General features: G+C 63.9%; 28 protein-coding genes. 21 read left to right on the top strand and 7 right to left on the bottom strand.

The genetic code is table 11. The features are described from left to right. Positions 1-37: 37 nt before the first annotated feature. Positions 38-1,717, bottom strand: a complete 1,680-nt coding sequence (locus FJ942_RS05045; protein WP_140897301.1) for an amidohydrolase — start codon at positions 1,715-1,717, stop codon at positions 38-40. A gap of 246 nt (positions 1,718-1,963) precedes the next feature. Here FJ942_RS05045 and FJ942_RS05040 point away from each other — a divergent pair, with 246 nt between their 5' ends. The 4 genes from FJ942_RS05040 (at position 1,964) to FJ942_RS05025 (ending at position 5,636) form a co-directional block, all read left to right on the top strand. After that, the gene (locus FJ942_RS05040; protein WP_140560339.1) at positions 1,964-2,617 is read left to right on the top strand and encodes a TetR/AcrR family transcriptional regulator; all 654 of its coding nucleotides are present in this window, start codon (positions 1,964-1,966) and stop codon (positions 2,615-2,617) included. 22 nt (positions 2,618-2,639) lie between these two features. Next, on the top strand, positions 2,640-3,671 hold the full coding sequence (locus FJ942_RS05035; protein WP_140897300.1) for a histone deacetylase family protein: 1,032 nt from the start codon (positions 2,640-2,642) through the stop codon (positions 3,669-3,671). Between the two features lie 487 nt (positions 3,672-4,158). Further along, entirely contained in the window at positions 4,159-4,869 is a 711-nt protein-coding gene (locus FJ942_RS05030; protein ID WP_140897299.1) for a helix-turn-helix transcriptional regulator, read from the top strand. After that, a complete protein-coding gene (locus tag FJ942_RS05025; RefSeq protein WP_140513628.1) occupies positions 4,866-5,636 on the top strand; it encodes a helix-turn-helix transcriptional regulator in 771 nt (256 codons plus the stop codon). Before FJ942_RS05030 ends, FJ942_RS05025 begins: the two co-directional genes overlap by 4 nt. Here the strand turns inward: FJ942_RS05025 and FJ942_RS05020 are convergent, their stop codons facing one another. From FJ942_RS05020 to motA, 6 genes are read right to left on the bottom strand one after another with little or no spacing between them, the layout of a single operon-like run. After that, entirely contained in the window at positions 5,637-6,071 is a 435-nt protein-coding gene (locus FJ942_RS05020; protein ID WP_140496202.1) for a hypothetical protein, read from the bottom strand. It abuts the gene before it with no gap. Then, the gene (gene flhB, locus FJ942_RS05015; RefSeq protein ID WP_140496203.1) at positions 6,068-7,150 is read right to left on the bottom strand and encodes a flagellar biosynthesis protein FlhB; all 1,083 of its coding nucleotides are present in this window, start codon (positions 7,148-7,150) and stop codon (positions 6,068-6,070) included. The genes FJ942_RS05020 and flhB overlap by 4 nt, the downstream gene beginning before the upstream one ends. Positions 7,151-7,159: 9 nt before the next feature. Next, on the bottom strand, positions 7,160-8,173 hold the full coding sequence (locus FJ942_RS05010) for a flagellar motor switch protein FliG (RefSeq protein ID WP_140513630.1): 1,014 nt from the start codon (positions 8,171-8,173) through the stop codon (positions 7,160-7,162). A gap of 43 nt (positions 8,174-8,216) precedes the next feature. Beyond that, positions 8,217-8,603, bottom strand: a complete 387-nt coding sequence (fliN, locus tag FJ942_RS05005; protein ID WP_140496205.1) for a flagellar motor switch protein FliN — start codon at positions 8,601-8,603, stop codon at positions 8,217-8,219. A 17-nt stretch (positions 8,604-8,620) separates the two neighbouring features. Then, positions 8,621-9,568 carry a FliM/FliN family flagellar motor switch protein gene (locus tag FJ942_RS05000; protein WP_140566253.1) on the bottom strand — a complete coding sequence of 316 codons (948 nt, stop codon included), beginning with the start codon at positions 9,566-9,568 and terminating at the stop codon, positions 8,621-8,623. A 32-nt stretch (positions 9,569-9,600) separates the two neighbouring features. Next, positions 9,601-10,476: a flagellar motor stator protein MotA gene (motA, locus tag FJ942_RS04995; RefSeq protein WP_140496207.1), complete on the bottom strand. Its 876-nt coding sequence runs from the start codon at positions 10,474-10,476 to the stop codon at positions 9,601-9,603. Positions 10,477-10,633: 157 nt separating this feature from the next. On the opposite strand from motA, the gene FJ942_RS04990 reads away from it, so the two are divergent. From FJ942_RS04990 to fliF, 17 genes are all read left to right on the top strand, one after another. Continuing rightward, positions 10,634-12,445, top strand: coding sequence for a DUF1217 domain-containing protein (locus FJ942_RS04990; RefSeq protein ID WP_140657410.1), 1,812 nt, complete (start codon positions 10,634-10,636; stop codon positions 12,443-12,445). A gap of 2 nt (positions 12,446-12,447) precedes the next feature. Then, positions 12,448-13,170, top strand: coding sequence for a flagellar basal-body rod protein FlgF (gene flgF, locus FJ942_RS04985; RefSeq protein WP_140513633.1), 723 nt, complete (start codon positions 12,448-12,450; stop codon positions 13,168-13,170). Position 13,171: 1 nt separating this feature from the next. Then, entirely contained in the window at positions 13,172-14,572 is a 1,401-nt protein-coding gene (fliI, locus tag FJ942_RS04980; RefSeq protein WP_140897298.1) for a flagellar protein export ATPase FliI, read from the top strand. Then, positions 14,553-15,212, top strand: a complete 660-nt coding sequence (locus FJ942_RS04975) for a hypothetical protein (RefSeq protein ID WP_140897297.1) — start codon at positions 14,553-14,555, stop codon at positions 15,210-15,212. The genes fliI and FJ942_RS04975 overlap by 20 nt, the downstream gene beginning before the upstream one ends. Before the next feature lie 86 nt (positions 15,213-15,298). Then, the gene (gene flgB, locus FJ942_RS04970; protein ID WP_140897296.1) at positions 15,299-15,679 is read left to right on the top strand and encodes a flagellar basal body rod protein FlgB; all 381 of its coding nucleotides are present in this window, start codon (positions 15,299-15,301) and stop codon (positions 15,677-15,679) included. Between the two features lie 2 nt (positions 15,680-15,681). Further along, entirely contained in the window at positions 15,682-16,098 is a 417-nt protein-coding gene (gene flgC, locus FJ942_RS04965; protein WP_140496213.1) for a flagellar basal body rod protein FlgC, read from the top strand. Beyond that, positions 16,095-16,418 carry a flagellar hook-basal body complex protein FliE gene (locus FJ942_RS04960; RefSeq protein WP_181165227.1) on the top strand — a complete coding sequence of 108 codons (324 nt, stop codon included), beginning with the start codon at positions 16,095-16,097 and terminating at the stop codon, positions 16,416-16,418. Before flgC ends, FJ942_RS04960 begins: the two co-directional genes overlap by 4 nt. A gap of 11 nt (positions 16,419-16,429) precedes the next feature. Beyond that, a complete protein-coding gene (gene flgG / locus FJ942_RS04955; RefSeq protein ID WP_140513636.1) occupies positions 16,430-17,218 on the top strand; it encodes a flagellar basal-body rod protein FlgG in 789 nt (262 codons plus the stop codon). A 5-nt stretch (positions 17,219-17,223) separates the two neighbouring features. After that, positions 17,224-17,748 (top strand): flagellar basal body P-ring formation chaperone FlgA, encoded by a 525-nt coding sequence (gene flgA, locus FJ942_RS04950; protein ID WP_140496215.1) that lies wholly within the window; start codon positions 17,224-17,226, stop codon positions 17,746-17,748. After that, entirely contained in the window at positions 17,745-18,986 is a 1,242-nt protein-coding gene (locus FJ942_RS04945) for a flagellar basal body P-ring protein FlgI (RefSeq protein ID WP_140522322.1), read from the top strand. Before flgA ends, FJ942_RS04945 begins: the two co-directional genes overlap by 4 nt. 3 nt (positions 18,987-18,989) lie before the next feature. Continuing rightward, the gene (locus FJ942_RS04940; RefSeq protein WP_181169811.1) at positions 18,990-19,568 is read left to right on the top strand and encodes a MotE family protein; all 579 of its coding nucleotides are present in this window, start codon (positions 18,990-18,992) and stop codon (positions 19,566-19,568) included. Beyond that, positions 19,565-20,269 (top strand): flagellar basal body L-ring protein FlgH, encoded by a 705-nt coding sequence (gene flgH / locus FJ942_RS04935; protein WP_140496218.1) that lies wholly within the window; start codon positions 19,565-19,567, stop codon positions 20,267-20,269. Before FJ942_RS04940 ends, flgH begins: the two co-directional genes overlap by 4 nt. 21 nt (positions 20,270-20,290) lie before the next feature. Continuing rightward, positions 20,291-20,785, top strand: coding sequence for a flagellar basal body-associated FliL family protein (locus FJ942_RS04930; RefSeq protein ID WP_140496219.1), 495 nt, complete (start codon positions 20,291-20,293; stop codon positions 20,783-20,785). Next, positions 20,782-21,513 carry a flagellar type III secretion system pore protein FliP gene (fliP, locus tag FJ942_RS04925; protein ID WP_140496220.1) on the top strand — a complete coding sequence of 244 codons (732 nt, stop codon included), beginning with the start codon at positions 20,782-20,784 and terminating at the stop codon, positions 21,511-21,513. The genes FJ942_RS04930 and fliP overlap by 4 nt, the downstream gene beginning before the upstream one ends. Positions 21,514-21,727: 214 nt before the next feature. Continuing rightward, positions 21,728-22,726, top strand: coding sequence for a flagellin (locus FJ942_RS04920; RefSeq protein ID WP_140496221.1), 999 nt, complete (start codon positions 21,728-21,730; stop codon positions 22,724-22,726). 262 nt (positions 22,727-22,988) lie between these two features. Continuing rightward, on the top strand, positions 22,989-24,053 hold the full coding sequence (locus FJ942_RS04915; RefSeq protein ID WP_140496222.1) for a flagellin: 1,065 nt from the start codon (positions 22,989-22,991) through the stop codon (positions 24,051-24,053). A 124-nt stretch (positions 24,054-24,177) separates the two neighbouring features. After that, positions 24,178-25,827, top strand: a complete 1,650-nt coding sequence (gene fliF / locus FJ942_RS04910) for a flagellar basal-body MS-ring/collar protein FliF (RefSeq protein ID WP_140496223.1) — start codon at positions 24,178-24,180, stop codon at positions 25,825-25,827.

Genomic DNA, 25,827 nt, shown 5'->3' with positions numbered 1-25,827 from the left:
TCAGTCCGCCATTTCAGCAGGCAAGCCGCATGCCATGTCAGGCCTGGTAGGTGACTTTGCCGCCGCAGATCGTTGTTACCGGGCGCACCTTGTGCAGGTCGGCCGGCATAGTCTTTTCGATGTCGGCCGACAAAACCACCAGATCGGCCATATAGCCCGGCTTCAGCGTGCCCTTGCGGTGCTCGGCGAATTCGGCATAGGCGCCCTCGACCGTGTAGGCGGCAAGCGATTCACGCAGCGAGAAGCTCTGGTCCGGATCGCTTGATGCCCATGGTTTGCGCATCACTGCCGCCTGGATGCCCAGGATCGGATCGATCGGCGACACCGGCCAGTCCGACGCGAACACGACATGCGCGCCGGCATTCTTCAGGGTGCGCCAGGCATAGCTCAGCGGCCAGCGCGCCGGCCCGATGCGCGACACAGTCGGCTCCAGCGGAAAATCCATGGCGCCGGGCGGATGCGGCGGCTGCATCGAAGCGATGGCGCCGAGTTCGGCGAAACGCGGCACATCAGATGCGCCGATGACCTCTATATGTTCGACACGATGCCGGCTGTCGCGCCTGCCATTGGCCTTTTGCGCCGCCTCGTAGCCGTTGAGGACGGCGCGCACCGCGCCGTCGCCGATCGAATGCACGGCGATCTGCAGGCCGCGCCTGTCGACGGCGACGGCGAGATCGATGAATTGCTGGGGCGTGAACAGTGGTTCACCCACCCAGTCGGGACGGTCGGCATAGGGCTCGATCATGACGGCCGTCCAGGAATCGAGCACGCCGTCGTAGAACACCTTGACCATGCCTGACGACAGCCACTCGCCATTGTAGCGCTCGGCCATCGCCGAGGCCTTGTCGAGTATGTCGAGCGTCATGAAATTCTTGTAGTGGAAGGGTATCTGCACCCGGCAGGACAGACCCTCCTCGGCCTCGATCTCGGCCAGCAATTCGAGCTGGTAGAGATTGCCGTCCATGTTCTGGATCGAGGTGATGCCGTGGCGCGCGCACCAGGCGAGCCCGCGCCGCATGATGTCGCGGTCGGCGGCGCGTTCTTCCGCCGATGGCATCGGGTCTGGCTCGCCGCCCGTCGCCAGCCCGAGCCGCACCCGGCCCTCGCCGGCAAGATCGAGCACCGGGCCGAAAGCCTCGCCCTCGCGCAGTTCGCCATTGGCCAGGCCGTCGTCGCCCATGACGATCTCATTGCCGGGGCCAAGCGCGCGCCCATTCAGGATGCCGGCCATATCCAGCGCCCTGCTGTTGGCCCACATCGTATGGTGATCGGGCGCGGCCATGACGAAGGGCCGGTCCGGCAGGATCGCATCGAGATGATGGCGCGTCACTCGCTCGTCATCGAGCACGGTGTAGTCGACGCCCTGTCCGACCAGCATCTTGGCATCGGGGTGCGTCGACGCGTAGTCGCGGATCGCCTTTTGCAGCGCCTCGAAACCGTGGACGCCCGACAACTGGAGATGGGCAAGCTCGGCCGCGCCTGAAAACAGATGCATGTGGGCTTCGATGAAACCCGGGATCACCGAACCGCCCCTGGCGTCGATGACCCTGGTGGCCGGGCCCTTGAACTCTTCGATGGAGGCGTGGCTGCCGAGAGCGACGATGGCGCCATCCTTGACGGCAACGGCTTCGGCGGTCGGATTGTCATCGTCCATGGTCAACACACGACCATTGATGACGATCAGATCCGCCTTGTGACCCGCACCCGTGACCGACATCGCGACTCCGCGCTTTTGACTGAGACCGACAACCACTGCCCACGAGCTGCCGCTCCGCGGGAGGGGCGATGGAGAAAGATGATGCCGGCGCGCTGTCTTCGAAATTCCCCTTGTTATCCCCAAGGCAGCGTGGATAAAAGAATGCGACTAATCATTCGCGTTTGTCAACATGCGGAATTTGCAATGTATTGTGGACAACACTCTGCGCCGATGTTGGGACTGGGCGGGGAACGAGGACGTCAAGCCGTGAAGCGCAGTCTCGATCGCAAAACCAGGATAGCGCTCGAACCGCGCAAGCAGCCGCGCCAACAACGGTCGAGCAAGGTGGTGGACCGGATCCTCGACGCGGCGCTGATCCTGACCCGCGAGCAAGGCACAAGGACGCCGACCACGCTCGCCATAGCGCAGCGCGCGGGCCTGTCGGTTGGTTCGGTCTACCAGTACTTCCCCAACAAGGAAGCCATTCTCCTGGACCTCGCCCGGCGCTGGCTGTCATCCTTTCCCGAAGTGATCGCGAGGCGCATCAGGGTCGACCCGCCCACCAACCGGGAGGAGTTTCGGCGGGAGGTACGCAGGCTTTTCACGGACACCTCCAGGCTTTATCTCGACAATGCCAGCCTGATGCCGGTGATCGAGGCGATTTCAGGCAACGCCGACCTGAGGCCGATCCAGAACGAATATGACGACCAGATCATCGCCCTCTATGCGGCATGGCTGCGGCACGTGAACCCGGCTCTCGAAGACAAGGTCGCCAGCCGGCTCGGCCTGCTGATGATGGAGGTCGGGCACGCCTGCCGTCTTGTCGGCCTGAAAAGGGATCGCCGGACATACGACCTCATCGAGGACGATGTCGAAACCATGTGGCTCGCTCTGGTGACCCCCTATCTCAACCTTGACTGATTTCGCATTCGAGAGGAATTTCATGAAGACTGTCTATTCGCCGCTTCACGCCGGCCACGCCGGCCAGATGGAACTGGTCACATCGGCGATCGTGCCGGGTTTCGAAAAACCCTCGCGCGCCGAGTTCATCAAGGCGCGGGTCAACAGCGAGAAACTCGGGCCGATCATCGCGCCGGCCGAGCATGATCTTGCCGCCGCCAAGCGCATCCACAGGGCCGACTACGTCGATTTCCTGCCGACGGTCTGGCCGCAATGGATCGCCGAGGGCCACACAGGCACAGCCATGCCCTTCACCTGGCCGACACGCGGCCTGCGCGGCGACGTGCCGCCGAAGCGCATCGACGCCCTGCTTGGCTATTATTCCTTCGATGGCGGCGCCACCTTCGTCGAAGGCACATGGGCCGCGATCAAATCGTCCTACGACGTCGCGCTGACGGCAGCCGGCCTGGTCAAGGCCGGCGAAGCCTCCGCCTTCGCGCTCTGCCGTCCGCCCGGCCACCATGCCGGAGCCGGCTTCATGGGCGGCTATTGCTACATCAACAACGCGGCCGTTGCCGCGCAATGGTTCCGCGACCAGGGGGCCGGCCGCATCTCGATCCTCGATGTCGACTATCATCACGGCAACGGCACACAGGAGATCTTCTACGACCGCGCCGACGTGCAGGTCCTCAATTTGCACGGCGACCCGATGGTCGAATATCCGTTCTTCCTCGGCCATGCCGACGAGCGTGGCGCCGGCGCGGGCGAAGGTTTCAACATCAACTATCCCATGCCGTTCGGCACCGGCTGGGACGCCTGGAGCGCCTCGCTGGAAGACGCCTGCGCCAGGCTCGCCGCCTACGCGCCAGACGTCGTCATCGTCTCGCTCGGCGTCGACACGTTCGAGAAGGATCCGATCAGCCAGTTCAAGCTCAAGTCGTCGGACTATCCCATGATCGGCCGCCGCATCGCCAGGCTCGGCCTGCCGACGCTGTTCGTCATGGAAGGCGGCTACGCCGTCGAGGAAATCGGCATCAATGCCGTCGGCGTCCTGACCGGCTTCGAGGACCGGTGAAACCGGCTGCCCACAGCGCGGCAGCTTTCAGGGAAACACGAAAAGGGGCGGCGTCAGCCGCTCTTTGACATCCTCCAGCGACATCCTCTCGGACCTTGGCTTGCGCGACCGAAACAGCCCGGCCGAGATGACCGGCTTGCATGGCTCGGGTATTTCCACGCACCGAAACGCGCGAAAATCGGCGCCTGAGTCGCAGCTTGAGTCCACTCGATTCGATTTTGTCAAATCGCGTTTGATGTCAGATTCATCTACGGGTAGATTAGACCCGAATCAGCCGGTCCTCGGGGGGCGCGGCGACCACCCAAAGTCTCAAGTGCCGGAATTTTCTGGCGCCAGACGCGGACGGCTTCGCGTTCCCTGAATGGATTCCGTCTGGTCGGGCGCGACCCCGCGCTTGTGTGTGTCTCGTAAATGTAACGCGTTTTCAGGTTCGGCGGCTGGCTCTCCAGCATCCGGACATCAGCATCGATTCCGGCCAAAAACAGCAATGAGCAGTCCCGCCGCGCTTCTTCAATCCGACACATTGGGCTCGCGCCTGACGTCGCGCGGCGATCTCACCAGCTTTTTCATGGAGTTGACCGCCGAGATCGGTGCCGACAGCTATATGCTGGTCGCCATCGTCCACGATCAGGACCGCAACGACGCGCGCATCGTCTCGTCCAACTGGATTTTCGACGCCATCGAACTGATCGGCAAGCGGCTGATCGCTGGCCTTGCCCAGGGCGCGCTCACCGTTGCGCCGGGCATGCGTCCAAGGCCGCTGGTGTCGGCGCAGGCACCACAGGCCGAGGGGCTGGTCTCCGGCGAAGAGGCACGTCTGCTCGACGTGCTCGGCCACGCCGAGATCTATTCGCTCAGGCTGAATGTCGGCCGCCAACGCCTGTTCGCGCTGTTCTCGGCGGCAACCGCCGGCCGGATCGACCAGCCAGCGCTGATGAAGGCGCAGCTGAAGTGCTGCTACGCGCTCTCGCATATTCCGCAACTGATCGCCGCCGCCGCCATGCAGGATCCGCTGTCGGACCGCGAGCGCGAATGCCTGTTCTGGGTCTCGGAAGGCAAGACCACGGACGAGGTTGCCGTCATCCTTGGCGTGTCCTCCAACACCGTCAACAGCTACATCACCCACGCCATCCAGAAATTCGCGGCCAGCAACCGCGCGATGGCCATCGCCACGGCGATCAGGAGCGGCATCATTTGAAACAGGCCGACGTCAAGCAGGCCGCCGAGGCCCTTTTCAACGACCAGCGCAATCCGTTCGGTGCCTTCTCGCTCGGCTCCGAAACGCATCACGCCGTGACCATTCCCGATGCTGTGCGGCGCTGCCGTTGGATCGCCGTCGACATCAATGCCTCGGCCTTCGGCCTGTTCTTCGTCAGCCCGTCGCTCGAGCGGGCGCGGCTGGTGCCGTGCTTCGATTCCGACTATCCCGGCATATCGGTGGCGACCAAGTTCATCTCGGGCGCCAATGGCGAGGAGATCGTGCGCCATAGCAGGATCTCGACCGAACCGCGCTGGTGGACGGATGACGGTGTGGCGGCCATGAGCGAGATGTTCGGCGGCCTTGCCTGGACCGAGCAGATGGCGCCGCTGGCGCCCGGCAGCAGCGGCATCGCCTTTCCCGTCCACGCCGATCGCGGCCAGTGCGGCCTCGTCGTCTTCCTCGGCTCGGAGATCGCCCTGCCGCAGGACGCGCTCTATGAAATCCACGCCCGTTGCTTTTCGCTGTTCGCCGCTGTCGCCCGCATGCGTCCGGGCGATGTCGGCAAGACGCGCGCGATCTCCAAGCGCGAGCTCGAATGCCTGAAGCTGACCGCCAACGGCAATACCAGCGAGGAGATAGCGCGGCTGCTGAAACTGTCGGTGCATACCGCCAACCAGTATCTCACCCAGTCGACCCAGAAGCTCAACGCCGTCAACCGCAACCAGGCGGTCGCCAAGGCGCTGCGGCTCGGCCTGATCGAATAGTTAGAACGCCAGCGGCTCGACCTTGCGGATACGCGCCTGTTCGACCACCGCCTCGAGCAGGGCGGTGTTGTGCTCGGGGTCCTCGCCGGGCTTTTCGAACGACACGTAGTTGACCGCGACCGAGGCGCCTTTTTCGCTCAGCGTCAGCTGGAAATAGACCGTGACGCCGGGCGGCCGAAGCTCGAGATCGAGCACGATGCGCGGGCTGCCGCTCCAGTCGACATGCGCCTCGCCGCCATGGCCGAGCCTCAGCGTGCCCGGCTTGAAGAACAGTTCCGCCGCGGAATCGACCAGGTCCGACAGGCAGGCGAAATGCTCCAGCCGGATGAAGGCGATATAATCGGCGACATCGATCAGCCTGAGCTCCGCCACGACTTGCTCGATGGCGCTGGCGACGATGATCTCGCGGGAATTGGCGTGCGGTTGGCGGTTCATGAAATCTGTCTGCGCTCAGCCTTTTTCGAGTAGACGATCCGCACCAGTTCGGCGACGGCCTGGTAGAATTGCGACGGGATCACACTATCGACCGAAACTTGCTTGTACATGGAGCGGGCGAGCGCCACGTCCTCGAAGATCGGGATGTTGTGCTCGCGCGCGATTTCGCGGATCTTGAGCGCCACCAGATCCTGCCCCTTGGCCAGCACCAGCGGTGCCGAATCCTCGTCGCGCACATATTTAAGCGCGATCGAGAAGTGCGTCGGGTTGGCGATGATCAACGTCGCGCGCGGCACCGCCGTCATCATCCGCTTGCGAGCGCGGTCGCGCGCCAGCGAGCGCAGCCGCGACTTAACGATCGGGTCACCCTCGGACTGCTTGAACTCGTCCTTGACCTCCTGCTTGCTCATGCGCAGGTCCTGCTTCCAGTGGAAGCGCGACCAGACGATGTCGATCGCCGCGATCAGGCCCATGACGAAGACGATCGCCACCAGTATGTCGACCGCGATGCCGCGGATGACGAGGCCGAAGGCGACGGGATTGGTGATCATGCCGGCGAGCAGCTTGCGGTGATCCTCGGACAGCGTGAAGGCGAGCACGACGATGGCGAAGCCCACCTTGCCGAGCGCCTTCAGGAACTCGACCCAGCCCTGCACCCCGAACAGCCTGTTCCAGCCCTTGACGATCGAGATGCGCGACAGCTGCGGCCTGATGCGTTCGCCGACGAATTGCGGCATGTTCTGGAACACCGAGGCACCGACGCCGGCGATGGTCAGGAGCACCAGCAGGCTGAGGATGGCACGGCCCACCTCCAGCATGACGATCTTGTAGAGCGCGATGACGTCGGTCTCGGTGTCCATCGGCCAGGCTTCCGGCTTCTCCAGGAACATCGACAGGAACATGCCGAGATCGACAATGGCATCCTTGGCGTAGAAGACGGTGAACACCAGTATGGCGACGAAGGAGGCCAGCAGCGCGGTCTCCCTCGAATGGGGCAGCTTGCCCTGTTCGATGGTGTCGCGGATCTTCTTTTCCGTCGCTTCTTCGGTTTTGGAATCCTTGTCGACCGCCTCTGCCATGATCCGGCCTTAGGCGGCGGCGTTCTGGGTCGCGGGAAGCTCGAACGCGCCTTCGCGCGCCAGCCGGATTGTCGTCGTCACGATCGTCTTGCGCGCCGCCATGATGTCGGCGAGGGGAACCCCTTCGGATCCTTGTCCGAGTTCGGCTTCGATCATGCGCCGCGAGCGTGCGCCGATCGCCGACAGCGCCGCTTCGGCAAGGATCGCCGAAGTGCCGCGCAGCGCCAGCGTGACCAGTTCGGTCGACAGCCCGTCGAATAGAAGCACGCGCGCTTTCTGGGTAAGCAGCGGCAAATCGTCGAAGGAGAACAGCCGAGCCCGGACGCCGTCGAGATCGGGCGTGCCGGCGGCCTCCAGGTCCTGCATGACCTCCTCGAGCAGCGGCTTGTCCAATTCGTTGAGAACGCTGGCGACGCGCGCCTGTCCGGCCGATGTATCCTTGGTCGCGGTTTCCGCCAGCACGCTGGTGCGCAGCCGATTTTCGACGATCCTGCTGGCGGCGTCGGGAACATTGGCCATCGTCACCATGCGCTTGATGATCTCGCCGCGCGTCGGCTTGCTCAACGTCAACAGCACGCTCGCCGCCGCCTGCGGCGCCAGCTTCGACAGCACCATGGCCGCAGTCTGCGGATGTTCACCGGCCAGGAAAGTACCAAGCCGCACCGGCTCGAGCTTCTCGAGCTCGGGCCAGATCGGCGGCGGACCTTCCGGCGCAACCTCGAATTTCTTGTCACCCATGATCGCGCTCATCTCTTCGGGTGACAGCGATTCATTGAGGATGGTGTCCATCCTGTCGGCGGAATCGAGCAGTCCCGCCCCTTCGGTGAACTCCGCCTCGAACTCGGCGACGATGCGCTCGAGATCGCCTTGCGGAATGGTCCTGAGCAGCCGGGCGCCCTCGATGAGCGCCTTCAATTCTTCCTGCTTGAAGAATTTCAAGAGGCGGCTGGCCGACGGCTTGCCCATCGCCACCAGTATGGCGGCCGCCTTCTGCGGACGCGTCAGGGAAAGGGACGTTGTCATGCCTTTCGCTCCCGCTGCCGCCGGCAAGACCCGCGACGCATCTTCACGCGCCCTTCGTGCCGGCGATGATTTCGGTCAGCCTGATGCCGAAGCGCGACGGGTCGCTTTCGAGCACGGTGATCTCGCCGCGCGCTATTCTGCGGCCGTTGACCACCACGTCGACCGGTTCGCCGATGCGGCGGTTGAGCGCCACCGTGGAGCCCTTCTGCAGCGCCATCAGGTCGGACACCGGCATCTCGGTGCTGCCGAGGATGATCTGGACGTCGACTGGGATGTTCATGATGACGCTCGAATTGGCAGCGGACGCGGCCTTGAACGCAATATCGGGGCGCTGTTCCTCTTCATGCAGAACCCCGCGCAATTCCTCGATGGCGCGGTCGAGCTGCTCGTCCGGCTGGTCGATTTCGGCTTCTGCCTTGGTCTTGGCCATGCATCGTCTCCAAAAGCTCAGGCGTGCCCGGCACCAGCCGGCATGAGCCCGTCGATAAAATCCTGTCCGGCATCATAGGGATGCTTGATCCGGACGGTGTAATTCTGTCCCAGCTTGCCGAACTCGCATACGAACAGCGTCTTGCCGCGCGCGCCGAGACGCGCTTGCGATTGCGCCGTTGCCTCGAATTCGATGATCTGGCCAATTTCGAAATCGGCAAGATCGCCGAGCGTCAGTCGGGCCAGCGGCATGGTCGCCTCGAGCGCTACCGTGGAGCGCATCACTTCTTCCGAAAAGCGCGCGCGCCAGCTGGCGCCCTGATCGTTCTCGCCGCCGGCAGCAGCGCTGTCTCGGCTGGCCAGCACGACACGCTGCGGCATCGTCACCGTGACGGTGCCGCTGTCGGCCGGCGTCGAGATGCCGAAGACGATGCGGATTGCAGCGCCGTCGCGGAACACGTGTCGTTTGGCTTCGGTGCCCGACATCGCCCGCGGCACTGGCAGGCGCAGGTCGAGCGACCGTCGTCCCGATCCGTTCAGTGCCTGCGCGACCTGCTGGAACATCATGGTCGAAACATCGACCTCGATCTGCGACAGATCACGCTCTATCGGCGATGCCGGCATCTCCGGGTCGCCGCCGAACAGCGTGCAAAGCGTGACCGCGATCGCCGGCGCATCGATCACCAGGGTCATGGCATCGGAGGACGTGGCTGACGCAACAATGGTCATGGCAAACGTATCGCCGGCACGGGAGCGGGCCTCCGCGACGCGGCTGACCTCGACCCCCCTGAGATCGACGGTGACCGGAACTCCAAGCTCACTGGTCAGGCTCTTCTGCAGCAGCGGCGCAGCGCGCTCTGCCATGCCCCGGCCGGCGCCGATGACCTGGGCGGCCTCGCCGCTGTCGCCGACCAGGCGCTCGATGATCAGGGAGCGCGCTTGTGAGGGACTGCCGGGACTGGTCATGACAATGTCGGCACCGATCTGTCGCGCATCGCTCAGGCGGCCCTTTTCTCGGCGGAGCCGGTGTTCATCGTGCTCTGCTCGACGGCGTCGATGGTCGGCCGTTCATAGGACGATATGGTCTTGCGGCCGAACTCGATCGCCACCTGCGGCAGGGCGCCGTTCATGTAGGCGAGCAACGTCTGCTTGACGATGATGTAGAGCCGGTTCTTCTTCTCGCGCACCGTCTTGATCTTGGTGGCGACGGGCCCGACCACCGCGTAAGACAGGAAGATGCCGAGGAAGGTGCCGACGAGGGCGGCGCCGATCAGGCCGCCAAGGATTTCCGGCGACTGGTCGAGCGCGCCCATCGCCTTGACCACGCCGAGCACGGCGGCGACGATCCCGAGCGCCGGCAGGCCGTCGCCGACCGCCACCAGCGCGTGGTAGGCTTTCATCTTGTCGGACTTGATGGTCTGGATTTCCTCATCCATCAGCGCCTCGATCTCGTGCGAACGGGCGTTGCCGATGATGATGATCCGGCAATAGTCGCAGATGAAATGCGTCAGGTCGTGGTTCTTCAGCACGGTGGGGAATGCCTGGAAGATCGCCGATTCCTCGGGATTGTCGATATGCGCCTCGACCTCGCTGCGCGACTTCGAACGCAGTTCACGCATCAGGCTGTGCAGCACGCCGAGCGTTTCCAGATAATCCTGCTCCTTCGGCACGGCCTGCTTGAAGGCTTCGAGGATGCCCCTGCCGGTGTCCTTGACCGTTTTCATCGGATTGGCGACGAGGAAGGTGCCGAGTGCGGCGCCGCAGATGACCACCGCTTCCCAGGGCTGCATCAGCACATGCAGATGCCCGCCCATGGCCATGAAGCCGCCAAGGACGCAGCCGAGCGTCACCACCAGTCCAATCAGAATGCCCACGAGAGGTCCTTCCGCATTTCAAGTCAGGTGCAAGGGATAGTCCCCGTGCCTTGTGTGAGGCTTGAATCGGAGCGGCATCGAGCCGATCGGCGCGATTCAGTTTCGCGCAAGGAAGTGAGTCTATTGTGCTGGCATAGCTTCGGCCGGAGGCGCGTCCTTGCTCAGTACCTATACCAGCTACCAGTTGATCACTAGGGACATCGACAAGTCGATCGACCGCATCGAAAAGCAGCCGGCGGTCGATCGCGACACCAAATATTATCTGGACAACATCACCAAGGTGAAATCGATCGACGATTTCGTCAACAATGACCGTTTGTTCAAATATGCCATGAAGGCCTACGGCCTGGAGGACATGGCTTACGCCAAGGCGTTCATGGTCAAGGCGCTCAAGGAAGGCGTTTCCGACCCCGACAGTTTCGCCAACAAGCTGACCGACAAGCGCTACGCCGAATTTGTCAGCGCCTTCAACTTCGCAGCCAACGGCGCCAATACCACCGTTTACAACAAGTCGCAGCAGCTGGTGACCGGCAACTATGCGCTGCAAGTCCAGATCGGCGCCTCGCAGGCGGGCTTCTCTTATTATCAGAGCGAAACCGCCTATTATGTCACCAACATCTCCAAGGTTAAGTCGATCGACGACCTGATGGGCGACAGCCGTCTGCTGACATACGCGATGGCCGCATTCGGGCTCGACGCCGAAACCGAACCGGCCGCAACGGTCAGGGCGATGCTCGAAGGTGGCGTCAGCGATCCCAACAGTCCCGCCAACAAGCTGACCGACAAGAGTTACGCCAACTTCGTCTCGGCGTTCGACTTCGCCCAGTATGGCGATCAGACGACCACGCGCGACAACGTCCAGCAGGCGGTGCCTAAGGGCTACATGGCCGGAGCCGGGCTGACGTTGGTCAAGCCGAGCGCGCAGTACGTCAAGGGCGAGGCCGACTACTACGCGGCAAACATTTCCAAGGTGAAGTCGATTGACGACCTCATGGCGGACAAGCGCCTGCTTACATTCGCCATGGCGTCCTATGGACTGGATGCGTCAACCGAAACCCCGCGGCAGATCCGCGCCATGCTCGAGGGCGGCGTGAGCGATCCTAACAGCCCTGCAAACAAGCTGACCGATAAACGATACGCCAACTTCGTCACGGCCTTCGATTTTGCCCAATATGGCGATCAGACGACCACGCGCGACGCAGTGCTGAAAGATACGCCGAAAATCTACACGACAGAGTCGGCGCTTGGCCTGATCAAGCCGAATGCGGACTACATCAAGTCGGAGACCGCATATTACCTGGCGAACATCACGAACGTGAAATCCATCGACGATCTGATGGCCAACAGCCGCTTGTACAATTATGCCCTGTCGGCCTACGCGCTCGATCCGGCGACAGAGAGCAAGGATCTCATCCGCAGCGTCCTGGCCGGTGGCGTCCGCGACCCCGACAGCGTCGCCAACAAGATGACCAACAAAGCCTATGCCGGGCTCGCCTCCGCCTTCAACTTCGAACAATACGGCGAAGCGGCCACCACGACCAATCCGGCACAGCAGCCGACCGTCGACAAATACATGCGCCAGACGCTGGAGGAGGATGCCGGCCAAACCAACGAGGGCGTACGGCTGGCGCTCTATTTCCAGCGCAAGGCGCCCGATATCACCAGCTGGTATAATGTGCTCGCCGACACCGCTCTTGCCAGTGTGGTGCGCACCGTGCTCGGCCTGCCCGATTCCTTCGCCACCGCCGACGTCGACAAGCAGGCGCAGCTGTTCGAGCAGAAGCTCGATATTTCCGATTTCTCCGACCCCGAAAAGCTCGGCAAGTTCCTGACCCGCTTCACCTCCATGTACGAGATCAACCACCCGACCTCGTCAGCCGTGTCGTCGATCAGCGTGCTCTTCGCCAAGCCGGTCACGGCGGGGATCTCCACCGACCTGATGATGGCCATGCAGAAGTTGAAGTTCTGACCATGCGGGACAGTCTCTACGTCGCCCTTTCCTCGCAGATCGCGCTCGAGCGTCGGCTCGACACGATCGCCGACAATGTCGCCAACGCCTCGACCGTCGGCTTTCGCGCCACCGGCGTGAAGTTCGAGGACGTGGTGTCCGGCACCGGGCCGAAATCCGTGTCCTTCGCCTCCTCGGGCAAGACCTACCTTTCCGGCGCCCATGGCTCCCTGACCGAGACCGGCAATCCGTTCGATTTCGCCATACAGGGCGACGCCTGGTTCGCCATCGAGACGCCGGTCGGCACCGTCATGACCCGCGATGGCCGCTTCTCGATGAACGAGAATGGCGAGCTGATGTCGGTCGAGGGCCATCCCGTGCTCGACGCCGGCGGCGCACCGATCCAGCTCGACCCCCGCAACGGCCCGCCCAAGGCCGGAGCCGACGGATCGTTGCGCCAGAACGATCAGCTGGTAGGCTCCATCGGCCTGTACAATTTCGATCCGGGTGAGAATTTCGTGCGCTACGGCAATTCCGGCATCGTGCCGGCGCGCACGCCCGAGCCGGTGACCGATCGCGCCGATATCGGCGTCGCCCAGGGCTTCGTCGAGGAATCCAACGTCAATCCGGTGCTGGAGATGACGCGGCTGATCATGGTCCAGCGCGCCTTCGAGAACACCGCCGCCCTGATGCGGCAGACTGATTCCTCAACCGACGAGGCGATCAAGACGCTCGGCTCGAAGTAGCATGTCGCTCGACCAGCCAACCCTGCGCGCACCCGAAAGACTGCCCCAGCCAACGCCGGAAGACCGGCTTGCCGCGCTGGAGCGGATATGGCGGCGCTTCAGCGATGCCGAGGGACTGCTCAAACGCGGCGGCCTCGTCACCGAAGTCACATCGACGCATTACAAGGTGCGCGGCCTTTCGGATTTCGCCAGGCTGGGCGATCTTGTCGAACAGCGCGGCCATGCCGGCACGCGCCGCGGCGAGATCGTCAAGGTCAGCCGCGACGAGATTGTCGTGGCCCCCTTCGAACGCAGTGCCGATGCCGGCATAGGCGACGCCGTTTTCCGTCGCGGTCCGCTCGCGGTGGCGCCGCATGCCTCGTGGCGCGGCCGCACGATCGACGCGCTCACAAGGGCGATCGACGGCGGTCCGCCATTGGTCAGGGGCGACGGCATGTCGGCCGCCGCCGCAACGCCGGGCGCCATGGCGCGCCAGCGCGTCGGCACCGCCTTCATGACCGGGGTCAAGATCATCGACATTTTCACGCCGCTCTGTTTCGGCCAGCGCATGGGCGTCTTTGCCGGTTCCGGTGTCGGCAAGTCGACGCTGCTGGCCATGCTCGCCGGCGCAGACGCCTTCGACACCGTCGTTGTGGCGCTGATCGGCGAACGCGGCCGCGAGGTCCGCGAATTCCTCGAGGACACGATCGGCGACAGCATGGCCAAGACCGTAGCCGTCGTCGCCACCAGCGACGAAAGCGCCATGATGCGCCGGCGCGCGCCGGACACCGCGATGCGTGTCGCCGAACATTTTCGCGACCAGGGCCACCGCGTGCTTCTGGTGCTGGATTCGATCACCCGCTTTGCCCACGCCCTGCGCGAAGTGGCGACGGGAACGGGTGAGCCGCCGGTCGCGCGCGGCTATCCCGCTTCGGTTTTCACCGAGCTGCCGAAGCTGCTCGAACGCGCCGGGCCGGGAGTGGAAGGGAAAGGATCGATCACCGCGATCATTTCCGTGCTGGTCGACGGCGACGACCACAACGATCCAGTGGCCGATTCCGTGCGCGGCATCCTTGACGGCCATGTCGTGCTCGACCGCGCGATTGCCGAACAGGGCCGCTATCCGCCGGTCAATCCGCTGTCGTCCATATCACGCCTGGCCGGCAAGGCCTGGAGCGTCGAGCAGCGCGCGCTGGTGACGCGGCTGAAGTCGATGATCTCCCGCTTCGAGGACACGCGCGACATCCGCCTGCTCGGCGCCTACCAGGGCGGCGCCGACGTGGAACTCGATATGGCGGTGCGCCAGGTACCCCTGATCTACGAGGCGCTGATGCAATCGCCGAAGGACCGCCCGTCCGCTGATCCGTTCTCCGATCTCGCCCGCCATCTCAAGGGAAAGCAGAATGCCGAACAAGGGGACTGAGCTTCAGCATACCGAGCGTATCCTGCGCGAAATGATCGCTGAGGCGAAAGCCGAAGAAGAGATCGAAGCCAGCCGCAACTCGGCCATCGACGGGCTCTTCGCGGCGCCGCAATGGCCGCAGCCGCCCAAGACCGCGTTTCCCAGGCTGGGCAAGAAGGCCGGCCGGCGCAGCGATTTCGTCATCGCCGCGCTCGGCATCACGCTCGGCCTGATCTGCGCGCTGTTCCCCTGGTATATCTTCTTCAATCAGGAACAGTTCGGCGTCCAGGCAATCAAGTTCGGCGGCACCGGCACCAATTCTGGACGCGAGGGCGGCGGCGTGGTTGCCGAGCGCAGCGCGACGCTGACGGCCAAGGACGTTCCGAATGCCAATATCGACCTGCTTGCCACCGGAACCGTGCAGGATTATCCCAGCGCCGCCCCGGCGCCAGATGACCAGCCCTTTCCGGCCGACGTCACCAAATTCCGCATGGTCCACGTCGCCAATGGCCGCGCCATGATCGAGGACGACACCGGGCTGTGGATGGTCCAGCGCGGCTCGATACTGCCGGATTCCAACAAGGTGTCGTCGATCGAGCAACGCAACGGCAAATGGGTGATGGTCACCAGTGCCAACCAGGTGATCGAGCTTTCCAGATAAGTTCGCCGCGCTTGCCGGTTGCGTCCGCCCGCAAGGTCCGCGCAAGACTGGCGGCCTAGTCTTTGGGCACACGCCCGGAGATTCCCATGGAGCCCGTTTCTCTTTTCGATCTCGCCGCCAAGCAGGCGCAATGGCTGGCCGTGCGTCAGTCGGCGGTCGCCGGCAACATCGCCAACACCAACACGCCGGGCTATACGGCAAACGATGTCGAGCCGTTCGAAAAGGTGCTCGACCGCGCGGCGGTGTCGTTGCAGACGACACAGGCCGGACACCTCGGCAGCGCCGCGACCAATGCCGGTTTCGCGATCAAGCCACAGGAAGACGACGGCGTCGTCATGCCGTCCAAAAACACCGTCGTGCTCGAGGACCAGCTTCTCAAGGCCGGTGAGGTGCGCCGCTCCTTCGAGCTCAACACGGCAATCGTCAAGGCATTCCATTCGATGATGATGATGGCGGTGAAGAGCTGACCATGGACGCGCTCACAGCAGCCCTCAAAGTAGCAGCCTCCGGCCTCGGCGCCCAGTCGGAGCGGCTGCGCGTGGTTTCCGAAAACCTCGCCAATGCCCAGTCGACCGGCACCACCCCCGGCTCCGACCCCTATCGCCGCAAGACCATCAGCTTCGTCTCGGAGCTCGACCGGACCACTGGCAGCTCAACGGTCGAAGTGAACTCGATCGACCGCGATCCCAGCGATTTTCCCGTGGAATTCCAGCCCGGCAACGAGGCCGCCGACGACAAGGGCTACGTCAAGATGCCCAACGTCAACGTGCTGATCGAAATGGCCGACATGACCGAGGCCAACCGCTCCTACGAGGCTAACCTGCAAGTCGTGAAGCAGGCGCGCGATCTCATTTCAATGACCATCGACCTGATGAGGAACCAATGATCGTGAACGGCATCGGCGCGCTAAACCTGAAGCCTGGACTTGGCGACACGGCGACTGAGCTGCTTCAGGGCGGCGTTGCGCCCGCGAGCGCAGGCAACCTCGGCACCTCCTTCGCCGAGGCGCTGAGCCAGGCGGCCACAAAGACCGTCAACACGCTGCAGAACGCCGAGCAGGTCTCGGTCCAGGCGCTCAAGGGCGACGCCGACACCCGCCAGGTCGTCGATGCCGTGATGAGCGCCCAGCAGGCGCTGCAGACCGCCGTCGCCATCCGCGACAAGGTCGTTTCGGCCTATCTCGAAGTCAGCCGCATGGGCATCTGAGGAGTTCGGCCATGAAAGCACTCGCCATCGCCGCCACCGGCATGAACGCCCAGCAGACCAATCTGGAAGTCATCGCCAACAATATCGCCAACATCAACACCACCGGCTACAAGCGGGCGCGGGCCGAATTCTCCGACCTGCTCTACCAGGTCGACCGCACGCAAGGCGTGCCCAACCGCTCCAACGCTTCGCTGGTGCCGGAAGGCGTCTCGATCGGCCTCGGCGTCAAGACCACCGCCGTGCGCAACGTCCACACCCAGGGCGAACTGACCAGCACCGGCAACAGTTTCGACATGGCGCTCACCGGCAGGGGCTGGTTCCAGATCGAAGGCGCCGACGGCGGCACGCTCTACACCCGCGCCGGCGCCTTCAACACCAACGCCACAGGCCAGCTGGTGACGGTGGACGGCGCCAGCGTCATTCCAGCGATCAACGTCCCGGTCGACGCCGTCGAGGTCATCGTCAACAAGACGGGCCAGGTCTTCGCCCGCATCGATGGCCAGACCGACCTGCAGAATCTCGGCCAGCTCCAGATCGTCAACTTCGCCAACGAAGCGGGACTGGCGCCGCTCGGCGACAATCTGTTCCAGGAAACGACCGCCTCTGGCCCGGCCAATGCCGGCGTGCCCGGCGATCCCGGCTTCGCCACCATCCAGCAAGGCTATCTCGAGGCCTCCAACGTCGACCCGGTCAAGGAAATTACCGAACTGATCTCGGCGCAGCGCGCTTATGAGATGAATTCCAAGGTCATCCAGGCCGCCGACGACATGGCCTCGGTCGTCTCCAAGAACATCAGGTAACGACAATGGCCGGTCCGGTCTCCTGCTCCGCGTTCCGCCGCACCGCGCTCGTCCTTGCGCTGGTGACCGGCGGCATGCCGGCTTTCGCGCAGGACGCGGCCAACCGGTCGGCAACGCAGATCGCCAGCAGCCAGCCTGCCGGCGAGGTCGTGCTGATCCCAAACCGGGTCATTTATCCCGGCGAGACCATCGAGCTCGCGGCCCTCAAGCAGGTGACCCTCATCCCCGGCAAGCACAAGCCCGACGCGGTGGCCACCCTTGCCGAGGAACTCCAGGGCAAGATCGCCAAGCGCACGCTGCTGCCCGGCCGCTACATCCCCGCCGCCGCCATTCGCGACGCCTGGCTGGTCGAGCAGGGCGCAGCCGTGCAGGTCTTCTTCATCGCCGGCGGATTGACGATATCGGCCACCGCCGTGACCTTGCAGCCAGGCTCGGCCGGCGATCTCATCAAGGTTCGCAACAGCGACAGCGGGAAAATTCTCTCCGGCACGGTGATGGCTGACGGAACCATCCAGGTCAGCGCTTCATGATGCGTCCGCTTGCTCTTCTGCTTGCGGCCGCGCTCGGCCTGCAGCCTGCCTTGGCCGACGGCCTCACGCCCAAGGCCAAGCGCGAACTCGCCGCCAGGAATGGCGGCGTCTATGACGATCCTGAATATGATCCGGCCACCACCACGCGCATGTTCCGCGTCTCGCCCGGGCCAAGCTCGCTGCCGCCGGGCCAGGTCGCCTCGCGCATCAAGGACATCGCGCAGCTGCAAAGTTCGCGCGACAACCAGCTCGTCGGCTACGGCCTGGTCATCGGCCTCGCCGGATCGGGCGACAGCCTGCGCAACTCGCCGTTCACCGAACAGTCGATTCGCGCCATGCTGGAGAATCTCGGCATCGCCACCGAAGGCGGCAGAGCGCGCGCCAAGAACGTCGCCGCCGTCATCGTCACCGCCAACATGCCGCCCTACGTGCAGTCGGGCGCGCGCATCGACATCGACGTTTCTTCGATGGGCGACGCCACCTCGCTCGCCGGCGGCACGCTGATCATGACGCCGCTGAAGGCGGCGGACGGTGAGATCTATGCCGTCGGCCAGGGCGCGGTCATCGTTTCGGGCTTCACCGCCCAGGGTCAGGCCGAGCAGTTGACGCAAGGCGTCCCGACCGCGGGCCGCGTGCCGAACGGCGCCATCATCGAGCGTGCCGTGAAGGCCGAGTTCGATGACCAGCCGATACTGACGCTGCAGTTGCGCAATCCCGATTTCTCGACCGCCATTCGCATCGCCGACGCGATCAATGACTACACCAGCCAGCGCTTCGGCATGCGCGTGGCGGCCGAGCGCGATTCCCGCACCGTGCAAATCAGACGGCCGAAAAGCGTCTCGGCGGCCCGCTTCTACGCCGAGATCGAGAACCTGGTGGTCGAATCCGATACGCCGGCCCGCGTCGTCATCGATGAGCGCACCGGCACCATAGTCATCGGCAACGACGTCAAGATCTCGCGCGTGGCCATCAGCCACGGCACGCTGACGGTGCGCATCACCGAAGCACCACGCGTCGTGCAGCCCGAACCCTTCTCCAAGGGCGAAACCGCCGTCGAGCCGTTTACCGCCATCGACGCCAGCCGGCCCGACGCACGCGTCGCCGTGCTCGACGGCCCCGACCTGCAAACCCTTGTTTCCGGTCTCAACCGCCTCGGCGTGAAGCCCGACGGCATCATTGCCATCCTGCAAGGCATCAAGTCGGCCGGCGCCCTGCAGGCCGACCTGGTTCTCCAATAGGCGATGCCGATGATCTCCTCCCTCTCATTCCATCAAGGACGCCGCCCCGCCGCGATCCTGTTCGCGGCCTGCGCTCTGGCGGCCTTTTCCAGCGGCGTGCATGCCGAGGAAGCCGTCCGCCAGGTCCTGCCGGGGGCGCCGCCCGCACCCGCGCCGCAGCTGTTGGCCCGGGAGAAGGCTCCCGACCAAAGCGAGATCGAGCGCTTCTGCTCCAACATAGCCGACGCCGCCCGCGACCGCCGCTACGTGTTGCAGGCGGAGGAGTTGAAACAGCTCCAGGCCGGCATCGACCAACGCATGAAGGCACTGGACGAAAAGCGGACCGAATACGAGACCTGGCTGAAGCGGCGCGAGGTGTTCCTGGCCCGGGCCGAGGACAGCGTCGTCAAGATCTATGCCGGCATGAAGCCCGACGCGGCGGCCGAGCGCCTGGCCATTGTCAATGCCGATCTAGCCGCGGCCATCCTGATGAAGCTGGATTCGCGCAAGGCCGGCGTCATCCTCAACGAAATGGACCAGAAGGCGGCGGCGACGCTCACCGGCATCATGGCCAGCGCAGCCCGAAGGGTAGATCCGTCATGATCCGCAGAACGCTTATCCTGTGCGCGGTCGCAGCTTTGTCCGGCTGCGGCACCAATCTCAAGGAGATCGGCAGGGAGCCTTCCCTGTCGCCGGTCGGTTCCGGCATCGGCAATGAAGGAGCTTCGCCCTACAGCTATCCCGAGCCGCCTGCGGCGCCGGTCAAGAAATTCTCGCTGTGGGACGATCGCCAGAGCCGGCTGTTCACCGATCCCAGGGCGTTGCGCGAAGGCGACATTCTCACCGTCAGGATCAAGCTCAACGACAAGGCCAACTTCAAGAACCAGAACGACAGGAGCCGCACCGCCTCGCGCAAGCTGGGTTACGACGTCACGCTCGGATGGGAAGACAAGAGCACGAGCGGCAAGGGCGACGCCGGCCTGAGCTCCAGCACCGAAACCAATGCGGACGGCGAGATCAAGCGCTCGGAGAACCTGGAGCTCAACGTTGCTGCCGTCGTCACCGAAGTCCTGCCCAATGGCAATTTGATGATCAGGGGCTCGCAGGAAGTGCGTGTCAATTATGAGCTCAGGGTGCTCACCATCGCCGGCATGGTGCGCCCGTCGGATATCGGCGCGGAGAACACCATCTCCTACGAACGCATCGCCGAGGCGCGCATCTCCTATGGCGGCCGCGGCCGCGTCAGCGAGGTCCAGCAGCCGGCCTACGGCCAGCAGATCCTCGACCAGGTTCTTCCGTTCTAGGGCATTGGAGACCGCAGCACCGTGGCCAGCGTCGAACAGGTTCCGTCTCGCAAGGGTCCTTCCCTTGCCGTCCAGGGCGCCATGCTGCTCCTGGTGACGGCCGCCGCCATCGGCATGGGCTGGCTGTCCGGCGGCTATCTCAAGGGTGTGGGGGCACCGGCATCGGTACCCGTCGCGCCGGAAAACGAGGGCAAGGTACCCAAGCCCGCCGACGCGCAAGAGCCCGGCACGGGACCGTCACTCGTCGCGCTGGCGCCGATCACCACCAACATCGCCTCGCCCGCCGAGACCTGGATCAGGATGGAAGTGTCGGTGGTCTACGACGCGCCGCAGCCGCCGGCAATGTCGGATGAGATCCATCAGGATCTTCTGGCCTTCGTGCGCACCCTGAAGATGCACCAGATAGAAGGCGCCAGCGGCTATCAGCACCTGAAGGCCGATATCGAGGAGCGCGCCTCGATCCGCAGCCAGGGGCATGCCAAGCAGGTACTCATCAGGACGTTGCTGCTCGAATGAAGAAATTTCTTCTTGCCGCGGCGCTGCTCGGCGCCGCCACATCGATCGCGACGGCCCAGCAACTGGACCTCGGCGGCATCGGCAAGGCCGACGGCACCACCGTTGGCTACATCATCCAGATGTTCGGCCTGCTCACCGTGCTTTCGGTGGCGCCGGGCCTGCTGATCATGGTGACAAGCTTCACCCGTTTCGTCATCGCCTTCTCGATCCTGCGCGCCGGCATCGGCCTGCAGTCGACGCCGGCGAACCTTATCCTCATTTCGCTGTCGCTGTTCATGACCTTCTATGTCATGGCGCCGACCTTCGACCAGGCCTGGAATACCGGCGTCAAGCCGCTGATGGACAACCAGATCAGCCAAACCGACGCTTTCGAGAAGATTTCCGATCCCTTCCGCACCTTCATGCTGCACAATGTGCGCGACAAGGACTTCGACCTGTTCGCCGACCTCGCGCGCGAACGCGGCCAGACCGTTGCGAAGGAAACCGTCGACCTGCGCATCCTGGTGCCCGCCTTCATGATCTCCGAGATCAGGCGCGGCTTCGAGATCGGCTTCCTGATCGTGCTGCCGTTCCTGGTCATCGACCTGATCGTCGCCACCATCACCATGGCGATGGGCATGATGATGCTGCCGCCGACGGTGGTGTCGCTGCCGTTCAAGATCCTGTTCTTCGTGCTGATCGACGGCTGGAACCTGCTTGTCGGCAGCCTGGTGCGCTCCTTCAACTGATCGCGCCCGGCGCCGAACCGCGCCCTCCCGTTTTTTTCGACAATATTTTTCGATTAACCGTCCGGTTTAGTCCTTTGGTAGGGACTTGCCGCCATATTCCCCGCAGATGGCGGGTGATCGGGTCTCAGACAGATCATTGGCATGATGCCGCTCCGTCATACCGGCCAATCCGGTATGTCAAAAAACACCTGTAAAAAGTAAGGTACGAGTAGACATGGCCAGTATCATGACCAATGCCTCGGCGCTGACCGCGCTGCAGAGCTTGAACGCCACCAACAAGAACCTCGAAACCACCCAGGCCCGCATCTCGACGGGCTATCGCGTTTCCCAGGCTTCGGACAACGCCGCTTACTGGTCGATCGCCACCACGATGCGTTCCGACAACCAGCAGATGTCGACCGTTTCGGACGCGCTCGGCCTCGGCGCCTCGAAGGTCGATACCGCTTACACCGGCATGAACAGCGCGATCGACACCATCAACCAGATCAAGACCAAGCTGACCGCCTCTTACGGCCAGACGGATGCCGACAAGGAAAAGACCCAGACCGAAATCGCCGCCCTTCAGAAGCAGCTGAAGGCCTATGCCGACGGCGCCAGCTTCTCCGGCACCAACATGCTGTCCGTGGACAGCGGCACGGGCACGTCCGTGGCGGACATCAAGATCGTTTCGGCCTTCAACCGTGACGCTTCCGGCGCGGTATCGATCTCGACGATCGACGTCAACGTGGAAAGCACCAAGCTGTACGAGGCGGGTACCACGGCCGGCACCGCGAAGGGCATCCTCGACGCCGCGCGTCTGGGCACCGACGGCAGCGTCACCGCCACGGCGGCTACTCCGGCTGCTGGTGCTACCGTTGCGGCCGGCGACACCTATTCGGTCGCCAGCCTGAAGATCTTCGACTCCGCAACGGGCAAGGGCTTCAGCGACGACCAGATCTCGGGGATGATGAACGTCGTCGACGCCGCGCTCAAGGACATGACGAACGCCGCCACCACGCTCGGCGCCGCCAAGAGCAGCATCGACCTGCAGAAGACGTTCACGCAGAGCCTGATGGACTCCATCGACCGCGGCGTTGGCCAGCTCGTCGATGCCGACATGAACAAGGAATCGACCCGCCTCCAGGCCCTGCAGGTTCAGCAGCAGCTCGGCATCCAGGCGCTGTCGATCGCCAACGGTTCGTCGCAGTCGATCCTGTCGCTCTTCCGCGGCTGATCGCCTTCACCATCCACGAACAGCACCAAGATATCGGGCCGCGCCAAAAGCGCGGCCCGATTGCGTTTGCTCCAGCCCCGCGCAATCCTCGTTCCTTAACTGTCGAAAGCTGACTTTAACAGGGCGTTAACCATATCGCGCTAGCTATGGTTAACCAATAGCTTACGACAGGTTGTCGAATCGGCCCGACCGGCACGATCGCAGCCGATGGGCAGGCCGACCAGGCCTGTGGGCATGCCGGCTTAGAGAAGGAGCGAGTTTCTTGGCGAGCATCATGACGAACGCTGCGGCGTTGACTGCACTTCAAAGCCTCAACGCCACCAACAAGTCGCTCGAGCAGACACAGGCCCGCGTCTCGACGGGCTATCGCGTCTCCGAAGCCTCCGACAACGCCGCCTACTGGTCGATCGCCACCACCATGCGCTCCGACAACCAGGCGCTCTCGACCGTGCAGGATGCGCTCGGCCTCGGCGCCTCGAAGGTCGACACCGCCTATACAGGCATGAACAATGTGCTGGACACGATCGGCAAGATCAAAACCAAGCTGCTTTCGACCGTCGGCCAGACGGATGCCGCCAAGGCAAAGACGCAGACCGAAATCACGGCGCTTCAGGCGCAGATGAAATCCTTTGCCGACGCCGCCACCTTCTCCGGTTCGAATTTCCTGTCGGTGATCTCCAAGCAGGTGTCGGCCGCCAATGACGGCGTCCAGCCCGACTCCAAGATCGTGTCCTCGTTCAACCGCACCTCGTCCGGCGCCGTCCAACTCGGGACGATTGACATCGATGTCGAGAGCACCAAGCTTTTCGATTCCGGTCTCGCCGGCGAGGTCAAGAACCAGGGCATTCTCGACCGCAAGACATCGGTCTATTCGACCGCGGCCGCGCAGACCCTGTATGACACCGCCTATGCGGCATCGATCGCGGGTGGATCAACGGATATCGCAGCCAACACCGCCGGCCAGACCGCGGCGGGGGCGGTTGCCAAGGTCGACAATATTTCCGCCTACAATCTCGACATCACGGCGGCGGGCGTGACCGACGACATCATCACCCAGATGATCACCAAGATCGACAACGTCATGAGCCAGCTGACCGATTCCGCCACCATCCTCGGTTCGGCCAAGAGCAGCATCGACCTGCAGAAGACCTTCACGCAGAGCCTGATGGACTCCATCGACCGCGGTGTCGGCCAGCTCGTCGATGCCGACATGAACAAGGAATCGACCCGCCTTCAGGCGCTCCAGGTGCAGCAGCAGCTCGGCATCCAGTCGCTGTCGATCGCCAACAGTTCCTCGCAGTCGATCCTGTCGCTGTTCAAGAGCTGACCGCCCACTCGACGTCTTCACCTCAAGGTTGACGGGCCGCGCGCCGAGCGCGGCCCGATTTCATTTTCGCACAAGCTTCGAGGGCTAGTGTTCCAGCGGACAGTCATGCTGGGAGTAGTCGACCGTGCCGGAACAGATCCAGAGCATCATCGCGAATCTCCGCGGGTTTGGCGTGAAGCGCCTGGCCATGCTGGCGGGCATCGCCGCATTGGTGATGAGCGTCATCGGTGTCGCTTCCGTCTATCTCAACCGTCCGGCCTACGACACGCTCTATGTCGGGCTCGACCGCGCCGACGTGAACCAGATCGGCCTCGTGCTGGGCGAGGCCGGCATCGGCTTCGACGTCGGCTCCGACGGAACCTCGGTCCTGGTCCCGGCCGGCACCACCGCGCAGGCCCGCATGCTGCTTGCCGAAAAGGGCCTGCCGACCAGCGCCAATGCCGGCTATGAACTGTTCGACAATGTCGGCTCGCTCGGCCTGACCTCCTTCATGCAGCAGATCACGCGTGTGCGCGCGCTGGAGGGCGAAATATCGCGCACCATCCAGTCGATCGCGGGCGTCAAGGCTGCGCGCGTCCATATCGTTATGTCCGAGCGTGCCAATTTCCGCCGCGACGAGCAGCAGCCCTCCGCGTCGGTCGTCATCCGCTACGCCGGCATCGACGCCGAGAAAAGCGCCATGTCGATCCGCCATCTCGTCGCCGCCGCCGTTCCTGGCCTGTCGGCCGACAAGGTGACGGTGCTCGATTCCAACGGCAATCTGCTGGCGGCGGGAGACGATCCCTCCAACACAAGTGCCGCCCGCACGCTCGGCGTCGAGCAGACCGTCGAGGCGCAGATCGGTGACAACATCCGGCGCGCCCTCACCCCGTATCTTGGCCCGGACAATTTCCGCGCCAGCGTCAAGGCCGACGTCAACACCGATACCCGCCAGACCGAGGAGACGATCTTCGATCCGGAGTCGCGCGTCGAGCGTTCGGTGCAGTCGGTGCGCGCCAACGAGAACAACAACCAGAAGCAGGCCTCCACCCCGGCCAGCGTCGAGCAGAACCTGCCCGAGACGCAGACGACCGCCACCGAGGGTCCGCAATCCTCCTCGCAGAACGACCGCAGGGAAGAGATCACCAACTACGAGATCAACTCCAAGAAGATCGCCACCGTCTCCAACGGCTACAGCGTCACCAAGATGTCTATCGCCGTGGTCGTCAACCAGGATCGGCTGAAGGCGATCCTGGGCAAGGACGCCACGCCCGAACAGATTGCCAAGCGCGTCGCCGACATCCAGAAGATGGTGACCTCTGCCACCGGCTTCGACGACAAGCGCGGCGATGTCATCGACGTCTCGGCGGTCGAGTTCATCGACGGGCTCGACGGCGAGGCGGTCCCGCAAGCCGGAATGCTCGATTCCGTCGGCCAGCATGCCGGCACGCTGATCAATGCCGGCGCCTTCATCGTCGTGGTGTTCCTGGTGGCCTTCTTCGGCCTGCGCCCGATGGCGGCGGCCCTGACAGCAAAGGCGACGCCGGCCATAGCGGGTCCCAATTTCGACGAGGTCCAGCGCTCGCTGCCGACGCCGGAGGGCACGGCTTCCGCCGAAGCCGGCTCGGCCGTCGGCGCGTTGCCGGGCGTGCGCGCCGGTTCCACGCCGCTCGACGACCTGCGCCAGAAGATCAGGCCCGCGCCGCAGGAGCGGCTTGCCCGCATGGTCGACCTCAACGAGGAGCGCACAGCGCAGATCCTGCGCAAATGGGCGGCCCAGGAAGTCGCGGTGTAG

It is taken from the genome of Mesorhizobium sp. B2-4-2 (assembly GCF_006442845.1).
Lineage (GTDB): Bacteria > Pseudomonadota > Alphaproteobacteria > Rhizobiales > Rhizobiaceae > Mesorhizobium.
The sequence above is the reverse complement of the archived record's forward strand: the minus strand, read 5'-3'. Positions and strand labels throughout refer to the sequence as shown.